This is a genomic window from Prevotella sp. E13-17, from assembly GCF_022024035.1.
Lineage (GTDB): Bacteria > Bacteroidota > Bacteroidia > Bacteroidales > Bacteroidaceae > Prevotella.
In genome coordinates, this window is sequence record NZ_CP091787.1 from 89,109 (window position 1) to 102,016 (window position 12,908).

Consider the following 12,908-nt stretch of genomic DNA (forward strand, 5'->3'; position numbering starts at 1 on the left):
AACTTTAGGTTTGATAACGTCATAGGACAAAGCTTACAAAAAGAACAATAATAAAAAATACAATACAAGCAGTATTATCGTCGATGAAAAGATTTCTTTTATCTCTGATTTCTATAGGCTTTTCACTACTGATAGGTGCAACAGATATCCTGATTGAGACGGAAGCTTTCCAGAACAAAGGTGGCTGGGCCGTTGATCAGCAGTTCATGAACCTGATGGGGTCGCCCTATCTGTTGGCTCACGGACTGGGAACCCCCGTGGCAGATGCTACGACAATATTATCTGTAAAGAAGGGTGGAAGGTATCGTGTCTATGTGCGTACGTACAATTGGACAGCTCCTTTTAGTGGCGGAAAGAAAGGACCTGGCGCCTTTCAGTTGACCATAGGTGAAAACTTCCGTTCAGAACAGTTGGGTACTATCGGTCATGGATGGTATTGGCAAGAGGCAGGACAAGTGGAATTGGAAAAAGGAGAGACCAAGCTTGCTCTTCACGACCTGACAGGCTTCGATGGTCGTTGTGACGCGATACTGCTGACTACATCAAAGACTTTTAACCCCAATGCCGTTGCACAGCCCACGGCGTGGCGCAGAAGCTTGCAGAAGGTGCAGGCAGACCAGTCACAGACGTTCGACCTTGTTGTCGTTGGTGGTGGCATTGCGGGCATGTGTGCAGCGATGGCTGCAGCCCGTCAGCATCTGCGTGTGGCCTTGGTCAACGACCGTTTCGTACTGGGCGGCAACAACTCATCGGAGGTGCGTGTTCATCTGAGTGGTGTCAGTGAGACGGGTAAGTATCCGCGATTGGGACGCATGATTCGTGAGTTTGGTCACACACGAAGTGGCAATGCCATGCCAGCCGAATATTATGAAGACCAGAAGAAAGACTCTTTCATCCTCAGTGAGAAGAATATCACTTTGTTTGCAGGCTTTCGTGCCATCGACGTGAAGACGACGAATAACCGGATAGACCATGTTGTAATAGAACAAATTGAGACTGCACAACGTATAGTCCTCGAGGCAGGCTTGTTCTCAGACTGCACGGGTGACGGAACGATAGGCGCATTGGCAGGTGCCGACTATTCTATGGGACGAGAGGCTCGCTATGAGTACAACGAGAGTCTGGCACCAGAGCATGCCGATACGCTTGTGATGGGCTCTTCGTTGCAATGGTATTCTAAGCCAACGGATAAACCCGTGGCTTTTCCTCTCTTTGAATATGGTATGGCGTTCAATGAACAGAATGCGCAGTTTGTCACTAATGGTGAATGGACCTGGGAGACAGGTATGAACAAGAACCAGATCACACAGGCGGAGCAAATCCGCGACTATGGTATGTTTGTGGTTTATTCCAACTGGAGCTTCCTGAAGAACAGATCCAAACGTAAAGACAAGTATGCGCGTCGTCAGCTCGACTGGTTGGGCTATGTGCAGGGAAAGCGTGAATCACGCCGACTGTTGGGTGACTATGTGCTGACGCAAAACGATATTGATAATAACATACAGCACAAGGATGCCTCGTTCTGTACCACATGGGCTATCGATTTGCACTTTCCTGACCCAGCGAATACGAAGTACTTTCCGGGTGAGGAGTTCAAAACCAGGACTGTGCACAACTGGATTCATCCTTATGACGTACCCTATCGTTGTCTTTACTCTCGTAACATCAGCAACCTGTTTATGGCAGGACGTAACATCAGTTGCACGCATGTGGCACTGGGCACGATACGCGTCATGCGTACCACAGGCATGATGGGCGAAGTGGTGGGTATGGCAGCTTCGCTATGCCATAAATATGGTGTGAGTCCACGCGGCGTCTATGAGAGATATATCCCTGAACTGCAACAGCTCATGCAGGCTGGTGCGGGTGCTGAGGATGCACCAGACAACCAACGTTTCAACGCTCCCAACATCATGCTCGACCAACCCAAGAAACCGTCGCTTCTTCAGGGCTATGCGCAATTAAATGATGATACCTTGCGAATGGGTAATGACTGCATGGAACGCATTTTCCTATGGAATGGTGGAGACTTGAAGACGATCGGTGTGCTGAATAAGAAGAACGGTCGCTATCTGTCGGCACAGGGCAAGAATCCTGATATGCTCATGGTGAAAGGTGAGGCACGCGATGGTCATCTTGAAACAGAGGCTGTTGTTGGAAATTCACTACATAATGGTTATCTGTCAGTAAAGGTATCATTCTCTAAAGGCAAACTGGATGTGATCCGAGAGTATCGCATCTATGATGATGTAGCTGCCATTGCTTGTCAGACCTATTTAAGAGGTCAACTTGAAGGACAGCAGACGGAGAAAGAAGTTTCAGGCGCCGATAGAAAGAATATTGAATCGACGGCAGATATGAGCGTGGCAGTAAAGGTGCCCGTGCTCGACCGTTTGGAATTGGATGGTCATCACTGGCAGACACGTACGGTGGAGTTTCTTGACTATACAGACTGGAATAATAATCTGGTAAGTGAGCATTCGTTTATTCCCTATAGAGAAAGTTCTCATCGTGGCAACCTGCTCTTTGCAAAGGATGGAATCTCTAATGATGGCTTCTTTTTTCTGAAAGAGGCTCCTTGTTCCAGTACACAACTTCACTATCCTGGTTATGACTTCCGTACGGACTTCGGAACCTTCAAGGTGACGGGGACTGGTTTGGCAGCTAAGGATGTCTCGCCTGCGGAATGGGTGCCTACGTATGGTGTAGTACTTGGGGTGTACGACGGTAGCGATTTAGATGCCTTGACAAACCTGCGTGGTTATCAGAAACAGGCACGTATATGTCAGCGTGCTAACGACGAGATGGTGATGCTGAACACGTGGGGCGACCGCAGTCAGGATAGCAAGATAGATGAGGCTTTCTGTCTTGCTGAGCTGGATAAGGCTGCTCGTTTAGGTGTTAGTGTGTTTCAGTTGGATGATGGCTGGCAGATAGGCAAGAGTCCCAATTCAAAGGTGGCGAAAGGTTCCTTTAATGATATATGGAAACAAGCAGACTACTGGATGCCGGACACCATCAAGTTTCCCAATGGCTTGACACCTATTGTGGAGAAAGGACGGCAGTTGGGCATTCGTATTGGCTTGTGGTATAACCCAAGCATCCAGAATGATTTTGCCGACTGGCAGAAAGATGCTGATGCAATTTTGGCATTGTGGAAGAAATACGGCATCACTATTTTCAAAATTGACGGTTTGCAGATTCCTACCAAACGGGCTGAGCAAAACCTGCGAAGGCTGTTTGACAAAGTCATGCAGGAGAGTCATCAGGAGGTGATGTTCAATCTGGACGCTACAGCAGGTCGCAGAGGTGGCTATCACATGTTTGCTGAATATGGCAACGTGTTCTTGGAGAATCGCTATACAGACTGGGGTAACTATTATCCCTATCAGACGTTGCGCAACTTGTGGCAGCTCTCGCGCTATGTTCCCACTGAGCGTCTGCAGGTGGAATTCCTGAATAAGTGGCGCAACGAGGACAAGTATCCTGAGAATGATGTCTTTGCTCCCCATAACTATCGTTTCGACTACCTTTTCGCTGTGGCAATGGCCGGACAGCCATTGGCATGGATGGAAGCGCAGAATCTGCCAGATGCAGCATTCAATGCGGAAAAGGTTGTTAAGCAGTATCGAAAGGTCCAGGAAGAACTGCATAAAGGTTGTATTCTTCCGATAGGAAACGAGCCAGACGGACGCTCATGGACAGGCTTTCAGTCTATCCTGAACGATGAAGAGGGCTTCCTGCTTGTTTTTCGTGAAGACAACGAGGCAAATAGTGCTCTGATGAAGACTTGGCTGAAGGAAGGCGACCGCTTGCTACTTCAACCTGTCTTCGGAACGGGTGCCTCGACAGAGGTCTCTGTGGAAGCAGACGGAAAGATACGTTTCTCACTGCCTGAAAAGAATGATTATCAATTATATCGCTATCATCGAAAATGAAAAGAAATATTGCTATTCTCCTTTTATATATTATAATAGGTGCCACCCATGCTGTTGCAGCCACCTCTTATGTAGCTAATGTTTATGGTCGAAGTTGTACGAGTCTTAACGGGAAGTGGGCAGCGCTTATTGATCCTTTTAGCGCGGGCGAGCGGATGCCGGTCTATAAGAATGCGAAGCCACAGACGAAAGAGGAATTCTACGAGTTCTCTTTCGAGGGAGGGCTTCGACTGAATGTTCCTAGCGACTGGAATAGTCAGGCTGCGGAACTGAAATACTACGAGGGAACGGTGTGGTATGCACGTCACTTCGACTATCAACCGAAGAGGGCTGGTAAGGAGATACTTTATTTTTCGGGTGTAAGCAATCGCTGTGCTGTTTACCTGAATGGAGAGAAGGTGATGGAGCACGAAGGTGCTTTTACTCCTTTTCAAGTGGATGTTACGAGCCAACTAAAAGAAGGAAGTAACTTCTTGTGCATCGCAGTGAATAATACACGACGCAAGGAGGCAATCCCTGCAATGTCGTTTGACTGGTGGAACTATGGCGGTATCACGCGTGATGTGATGTTGGTCAGTGTGCCGGAGGTCTATATCAGTGATTATGTTGTTCAGTTGGACAAACACTTGCCTGATATTATCAATGTTCGGGTAGAACTGTCGAAGACCATAGCAGGGGAAAACGTACAAGTGGAGATTCCCGAATTGAAGCAACACCTCCAGTTGAAGACCGACAGCGAGGGTGTGGCTTGCGGTCGTATAAAGGTCAAGGGCCTGAAGCGCTGGTCGCCAGAGATGCCTAAATGCTATGCGGTGACGATAAAAACTGTTGCAGACGAGGTGAAGGATGAGATAGGCTTCCGTAATATAGAGGTAAAAGGAACGCGCATATATCTGAATGGCAAGGAGACGTTCCTTCGTTCTGTTTCTTTCCATGAGGAGATACCTCAGCGCATGGGGCGCGCTTATAGCGAGGGCGATGCGATGATGCTGCTCTCAGAGGCAAAGGCACTTGGCGTCAATATGGTGCGCTTGGCGCATTATCAGCAGAATGAGTATATTGTCAGACTGGCAGAGAAAATGGGCATCATGCTCTGGCAGGAGATTCCTGTATGGCAGGATATAGATTTCGGCAACAAGGAAACACTTGCCAAAGCTTCGGATATGTTGCGCGAGACAATTCGTCGCGACCGCAACCGTTGTGCAGACTGTTTCTGGGGAATTGCCAATGAGACAAAGAATACGCCTGCGCGTAATGCTTTCTTGCGTGAGTTGCTGCGTGTTGGTAAGGAAATGGACTCTACCCGTCTCTTCACTGCTGCCTACGATCTAGCTGCCTATGATTCGGAGAAAGACCGCTTTGTAATGGATGATGACTTCTATCACAACCTCGACGTGATAGGTATTAATAAATATATGGGTTGGTATGCGGCATGGCCGAAGAACCCAAAGGACTTGTTCTGGGATGTTGCTAAGGAAAAGCCTCTCTTTATCTCGGAGTTCGGTTGTGAAGCACTCTATGGACAACATGGCGACAGGGAGGTGGCAAGTAGCTGGAGTGAGGAATATCAGGCAGAACTCTATCGCCGTAACCTGACGATGTTTGAGAATATCGATAACCTCTGTGGCGTTTCCCCATGGATACTCTTCGACTTCCGTAGTCCTACCCGTCTGCATCCTACCAATCAGGACGGATGGAATCGTAAGGGACTGGTGTCTGACCAGGGACAACGAAAACAGGCATGGTATATCATGCATGATTATTATACAAAGAAAGCAAAGACGCCTTTCTCTAAATCGCAATCACTCGCTATCCGCGAGCAGTTACCTGTATATAAGGACACAGCAGCGTCTGTTTCAAGAAGGGTGGAAGACTTGTTGGGTAGGATGACGCTGGACGAGAAAATCATGCAGCTGGTGCAGTTCACACTTGGACGTAATAATATCGAGAACAACAAGGGACGTGAAGTAGTAAACATACCTGCAGAAGTGGGGTCGCTGATCTATTTCGGTACAGATCCAAAGTTGCGCAACATGATGCAGCGCACGGCTATGGAGAAGTCGCGGCTTGGCATCCCCATTCTCTTTGCACACGATGTTATTCACGGATTCCGTACCATTTTTCCTATACCTCTGGCACAAGCCTGCAGCTTTAACGAACAGTTGGCGGAACAGTCGTGTCGTGTGGCTGCTCAAGAGTCAAGGATGTCGGGCGTTGACTGGACCTTCTCGCCAATGGTCGATGTGGCTCATGATCCTCGTTGGGGACGTGTGGCAGAGGGCTATGGCGAGGATCCTTACCTAAACGGTATGATGGGTGCTGCTGCTGTGCGTGGTTATCAAGGCTCATCGTTGAACGACAGTCTTTCTATCGCATCCTGTTTGAAACACTATGTGGCTTATGGCGCTTCGGAAGCTGGACGTGACTATGTATATACGGAGGTGTCGCAGCAGACATTGTGGGATACTTATCTCACTCCCTATCGCCTGTGTATGAAGGAGAAACCAGCTACGATTATGAGCTCGTTTAATAATCTGAACGGCACGCCTGTGACATCAAACAGTTATGTGCTGCGGGATGTGCTGCGCGACAAACTTGGTTTTGAAGGTATCGTGGTGTCGGACTGGGCTGCTATCGCCCAGTTGAAAAGCCAAGGTGCTGCTGCTAGCCTTGGAAGTGCAGGCGAGATGGCCATAAAGGCAGGCGTTGATATAGACATGATGTCGCATGCTTATGATGAGCATTTGAGACAATCGGTAGAGAAGGGGACTGTTGACTTGTCGTTGATAGATGATGCCGTAAGGCGTATCCTTACCCTGAAATTTGAATTGGGACTGTTTGAGCATCCTTATACACCAGAACCTGTTGACGATAGTCGATTCCTGCGTGGGGACAGCCGTCAAACAGCAGAGCAGTTGGCGGCAGAATCGATGGTTTTGTTGAAGAACACACATTCGCTACTGCCACTGAGCGGTAAGCGTATCGCTGTCGTTGGTCCTTTAGCGAAAGCACAGGAGGAAATGATGGGCTGTTGGATGGGCCATGGTGAAAAAAAGGATGTGACAACGATATGGGAAGCTTTGATGGATGAGTTCGGAAAAGAAACCATAGTAGGATATGCCAAGGGTTGCGACTTTGAAGGAGAAGTTATTGCGGGATTTGAGGAGGCTATACGCTTGGCACAGCAGGCCGATGTTGTCATTGCCTGTCTGGGTGAGCGCCGCAAGTGGAGCGGTGAGAATACATCGCGCTCTACCATCGAGCTACCTCAGATACAATTGGACTTACTGAAACATCTTCGTGATACGGGTAAAAAGATAGTGCTTGTGCTGAGTAACGGACGTCCCCTGCAGCTGAATCGCATGGAACCGCTTGCTGATGCTATCGTTGAGATGTGGCAACCCGGTACTCCTGGCGGAAAACCGTTGGCAGGAATCCTCTCCGGACGTATCAATCCATCCGGTAAGTTGGCTATCACGTTCCCGTATACGTCTGGTCAGATTCCAATCTACTATAACCAGCGTGCCAGTGCACGCCATCATCAGGGTTTCTATCAGGATATTCCCAGCACACCTCTCTATTCTTTCGGATATGGACTGAGCTACACAACATTTCAGTATGGAGCTATCAGCATATCGAAGAAAGAACTGAAGGCAAACGAGGATTTCGAAGTAACCATACCTGTTCGTAATACGGGTAAGCTGGATGGCAAGGAAACGGTACTTGGCTTTGTGACTTGCAAGTATGCACCATTGACGCGTCCTGTTAAGGAGTTGAGGTTCTTTGCAAAAAAGGATATCCCAGCAGGAAAGAGCGAAAACTACACATTCCATCTGAATACCACACGTGATCTTGGCTTTGTGGATAGTGAGGGAAATAATGTCTTGGAACCAGGAACCTATATCATCATGGCCGGTAATCAATCAGTAGAAATAACAATTAAATAAAAATATCATGACTCGACTCTTAATTATCGGAGCCTTCCTTTGCTCCTCTTTGTTTTCCGTTGCGCAACCTATTACGAAAGAGGCAAAGCAACGTGCTGATGCCATCGTAAAGAATATGACGCTCGAGGAGAAGGTGTCTTACCTCTCGGGTGCGACATCTTTCTCGTTACGAGCTATACCAAGGGTTGGAATCCCCACTGTATTGCTGGCCGATGGTCCGGTGGGACTGCGTAATCATGCGCCTCATAGCACGCTCTATCCTGCTTCAATCCTTAGTGCTGCAACATGGAACCGCAGTCTCTTCCATCGCCTTGGCGTAAGTCTTGGTGATGATGCTCGTGCCCGTGGTGTGGGTATTTTGTTGGGACCTGGTGTCAATATCTATCGCTCACCGCTGTGTGGCCGTAACTATGAATATTTTGGTGAGGATCCGTATCTTACCAGTCAGATAGCTTGTGAATATATAAAAGGTGTGCAGTCGAGAGGTGTAATGGCAACCATCAAACATTTCGCAGGTAATAACCAGGAATGGAATCGCCATCATGTCAACTCGGAGATAGATAGTCGTACGCTTTACGAAATCTATTTTCCTGCTTTTAAAACGGCGGTTACAAAGGCTGGCGTAGGAGCAGTTATGAATAGCTATAATCTTCTCAATGGCGTTCATGCCACGGAGAATGCATGGCTAAACCGCGATGTATTGCGTAAGGAATGGGGATTTGAAGGTCTCCTGATGTCGGACTGGACGTCGGTCTATTCTTCTATTGCAGCTGCCAATAATGGATTGGATTTAGAGATGCCTAAAGGCAAGTTCCTGAATATGGACAACCTGAAGGAGGCACTGAAGAATGGTACCGTAGATGAACGTGTCATTGATGAGAAGGTGAAGCATATCCTACAGACGATCATCAGTTTCGGACTCTTCGACCGTCAGCAGAAAGACGAGTCTATACCCTTGGACTATGAACAGTCTGCTCAAACAGCCCTGGAACTGGCTCGTGAGGGTATTGTGCTGTTGCGCAATGAAGGAGATGTGCTGCCCTTGAAAGGTGTTACTGCTGTCATGGGTACAAATGCCAGTGAGATTACAACGGGTGGTGGTAGTGGTAATGTAGAACCTTTCCATGCCACATCACTCTGTAAGGGTATGACCTCGCTTCGTAAAAAAACGTTGATGCTGACAGATGATGTCATCTTCGATAATATTCAGGCGGAGGTATTTACTGATAGCACCAAGACGGAGAAAGGCTTTTGTGGCGCTTACTATAACAATAAGTCACTCGAAGGAAAACCCTTTGCCCTGCGTGTTGATGAGAAGGTTGACTTCGACTGGGAGTATGGTCGTGCGATGAAGGGAATGCCTACTGATACTTTCTCTGTGCGTTGGACTGGTTATTATGAACCACAGAAAGATGAGACACTGAAAATCCATATTGGTGGTGATGATGGCTATCGCATTAAGATTAATGGCAAACAGGTGGCTGCCGACTGGGGAAATCATGCTTATTCCTATCGTGAGAAGACTCTCCATCTGAAGGGAAAGAAAGGCTATCATCTGGAGGTTGAATACTTTGACAATATCTCTTCTGCTAACATTAAGCTCACGCTACAACGACTTAACGAGGATGTCCTTCGAAAAGGACTGCGAAAGGCCAATAATGTGGTTTATGCTGTTGGTTTTAATAGCAGTATCGAAGGTGAGGGCTTCGACCGTCCTTTCATGTTGCCAGAATTCCAACGTGAAATGATAAAGAATGTGGCAGAAATCAATCCGAATACTGTAGTGGTTATCAATGCTGGAGGTGGTGTTGAGATGGATAGTTGGATTAATGATGTCAAGGGTATCGTGATGGCATGGTATCCTGGTCAGGAGGGAGGAATGGCTTTAGCTGAGATTCTAACAGGAAAGCTGTCGCCCAGTGGTCGTCTGCCAATTTCTATTGAACGCCGTTTGGAGGATAACCCTTCTGCCGCCAATTACAATGAAAATACGAAGGCGCGTGAATTAAGGACCGTAGAATATCGTGAGGGTGTCTTCGTGGGCTATCGTGGTTATGAGCGTGCTGGTATCAAGCCGCTGTTCCCCTTTGGTTTCGGTCTTTCATATACCAATTTCAAGTATAGTGACTTGAAAGTGAACCAACTCTCTGATGGTCAGGTGGAAGTGGCATTCACCATCACTAATACAGGGAAAAAGGAGGCCAAAGAAGTGGCACAGGTATATGTTGGTGAGCAACAACCCATTGTTGTGCGTCCAGCTAAGGAACTGAAGGGTTTTGAGAAGGTCTCACTGCGCCCAGGTGAAAGTAAGCATGTGACTGTATTGCTTGACAGAGATGCTTTCATGTATTATGATGTCATCAGTGAGTCTTTCCGTATGCAGCCGGGCGTATTCAGTATCATGGTAGGTCGTTCTTCGGCTGATATCGTTCTCAATGCTGACATCAAATTATGAAAAGACTTTTATTCTTCCTATTGTTATCACAGTCGGTAGCTCTGGCATTTGCCCAGCGAAGTGAGACCTTGCTTTCAGACGGGTGGCACTTTCTGCTGGGTGATGCACCTGGTGCTGAGGCTAAAGATTATGATGACGGCCGGTGGCAGCGCGTCAGTGTGCCACATGACTGGGCCATTCATAAGCCTTTTGATCGCAACAACGACCTACAGTCTGTGCGCAACATACAGAATGGTGAGAAGAAGGTTCATTTAAAGACGGGACGAACGGGAGGACTGCCCTATATGGGCAAAGGCTGGTATCGCAGGCATTTCACGGTAAAGGCATCAGGACGGACGTGGCTTTACTTCGATGGTGCCATGAGTCGTGCGCATGTTTATGTCAATGGTCAGCAGGTCGCTTTTCAACCTTATGGTTATGGCGCTTTCAGTGTTGATATCACTGAGATGGTATGCCCAGGGGATAACGTGTTGGCCGTTAGTATTGATAATCCTGCATACTCGTCAAGATGGTATCCTGGTGCAGGACTCTTCCGACCAGTTACCTTGGTAGAAACCGGTGCCAGCTATGTGCCGCAGTGGGGCATACAGGTTACTACGCCTGTTGTCAAGAGCGATTATGCCATCGTCAAGGCCACAGTTTCCGTCAATAGTAATCGTCAGGATAGTTTGACGATATGTTCAGAGGTGGTGGCTCCCAATGGCGATGTAGTGCAGAACTATATCCAACAGTATGCGCCCACTTCGCAATTGAAGGCTGTGCATCATCTTCGCATCAGCCATCCAAAATTATGGTCTGTCGATAGTCCTAGTCAATACACCTTGCGTACAAAGATATCCGTACAGGGGAAAGTTACTGACGAAACCACGACCAGTTTCGGTATTCGAAACATTGAATACATTCCGCATGAGGGATTTTTTCTCAACGGCCAGCATACAAAGATAAAAGGCGTTTGCGTCCATCATGACCTTGGCGCTCTTGGGGCCGCTGTTGATAAGGATGCCATACGTATGCGTTTGAAGATGTTAAAGGACATGGGGTGTAACGCTATCCGTACTTCACATAACCTGCCTTCGTCCATGCTTGTTGAACTTTGCAGCGAGATGGGACTGATGCTCATGATAGAGCCATTTGATGAATGGGATGCTCCTAAATGCGAAAATGGATTCCATCATTTCTTTGCCGAAGAGGCCGACAATGTACTACGTAATATGGTGCGACATTTCCGCAATGCACCATGTGTGATACTCTGGGGTATCGGCAATGAGGTTCCTAATCAACGTGACGAAAAGGGCTTCCGTATGGTAGAGCATCTGCAGGCTATTGTACATGCAGAGGATCATACACGTCCTGTCACCGTTTGCATGGATCAGATACCCTACGTTTTGAAAAATGGTTTCGCAGCTCCCGTTGATATTCCTGGTATCAACTACAATACATGGAACTATGCCAAGGCATGGAAGCAATGGGATCAGAATTTAATTCTTGGTTCTGAGACGGCATCAACGGTTAGCTCACGCGGTGTTTACAAGTTTCCGCTCGCCCTGAAAGCGATGGCTACCTACTCAGACCATCAGTCTTCGGGCTATGATACGGAATACTGTTCATGGAGTAATGTGCCAGATGTTGATTTTGCACTTAGTGATGACAATCCCTGGTATATAGGACAGTTTGTATGGACTGGCTTTGACTATCTGGGTGAACCCACGCCTTATAATAATGATGCATGGCCAAGTCATAGCTCTTTATTTGGAATCATTGATTTGGCAAACTTGCCCAAAGACCGCTATTATCTCTATCGCAGCGTGTGGAACACTGATAGTCATACGTTGCACGTTCTGCCTCACTGGACATGGCCAGGCAGGGAGGGACAGGTAACCCCAGTGATGGTCTATACGGATTACCCCGAAGCAGAGTTGTTTCTTAATGGAAAGAGCATGGGTCGGCAGAAGAAAAGTGATAATGCTTCTTCTGAGTCTGATTCGTTAGCAATACTTCGTCGATATCGACTTATATGGGATCATGTCAGATACGAACCGGGTACTATAGAGGTCGTTGCTTATGATGGTCATGGGAAGATAGCAGATAAAAAGAAGATATCTACGGCAGGACGTCCCGCTGCTATTCAGGTTTCTTTTGTGCGTGAAGGATTATTAACGATGTTTACGGTCACTATTACAGATAAAAATGGAAATCTTTGTCCGCAAAGCAATAATCTGATAAATGTTACTGTCAGGGGGAAGGCGACATTCTGTGGTATGGCCAATGGAGACCCAACTTGCCTGACATCTTTAGGCTCTCGTCAGATGCCAGTATTTGGAGGACAGTTGACATTCTTTGTCCGTAATGACAATATGACGGGAAAGAATCCTGCTGTTGTTAAGATAACTTCGAAAGGTCTTCCTACTTATACTGAAACCATCTATAATCAATAATCAATAATCAATAAAATAACCACGTTTTAATTCAAATCATCCATTGATAATACTATCATTGGATGATTTTTGTTTAAAATTAATTTGCCTGTTTCCTTACTTATTAGTACCTTTGCGGAGTTTTTTATAAAAA

4 protein-coding genes are annotated in these 12,908 nt (G+C 47.2%); all 4 read left to right on the top strand.

All coding sequences use genetic code 11. The features are described 5' to 3' along the window. Nucleotides 1-83: 83 nt before the first annotated feature. The 4 genes from L6472_RS13600 to L6472_RS00310 are packed head-to-tail and all read left to right on the top strand — an operon-like array spanning nt 84 to nt 12,775. The gene (locus L6472_RS13600) at nt 84-3,938 is read left to right on the top strand and encodes an FAD-dependent oxidoreductase (protein WP_370640859.1); all 3,855 of its coding nucleotides are present in this window, start codon (nt 84-86) and stop codon (nt 3,936-3,938) included. Then, nucleotides 3,935-7,885: a glycoside hydrolase family 3 N-terminal domain-containing protein gene (locus L6472_RS00300; protein ID WP_237806125.1), complete on the top strand. Its 3,951-nt coding sequence runs from the start codon at nt 3,935-3,937 to the stop codon at nt 7,883-7,885. Before L6472_RS13600 ends, L6472_RS00300 begins: the two co-directional genes overlap by 4 nt. Before the next feature lie 7 nt (nt 7,886-7,892). Then, on the top strand, nt 7,893-10,340 hold the full coding sequence (locus L6472_RS00305; RefSeq protein WP_237806127.1) for a glycoside hydrolase family 3 protein: 2,448 nt from the start codon (nt 7,893-7,895) through the stop codon (nt 10,338-10,340). After that, nucleotides 10,337-12,775: a DUF4982 domain-containing protein gene (locus L6472_RS00310; protein ID WP_237806129.1), complete on the top strand. Its 2,439-nt coding sequence runs from the start codon at nt 10,337-10,339 to the stop codon at nt 12,773-12,775. The genes L6472_RS00305 and L6472_RS00310 overlap by 4 nt, the downstream gene beginning before the upstream one ends. Nucleotides 12,776-12,908 lie beyond the last annotated feature (133 nt).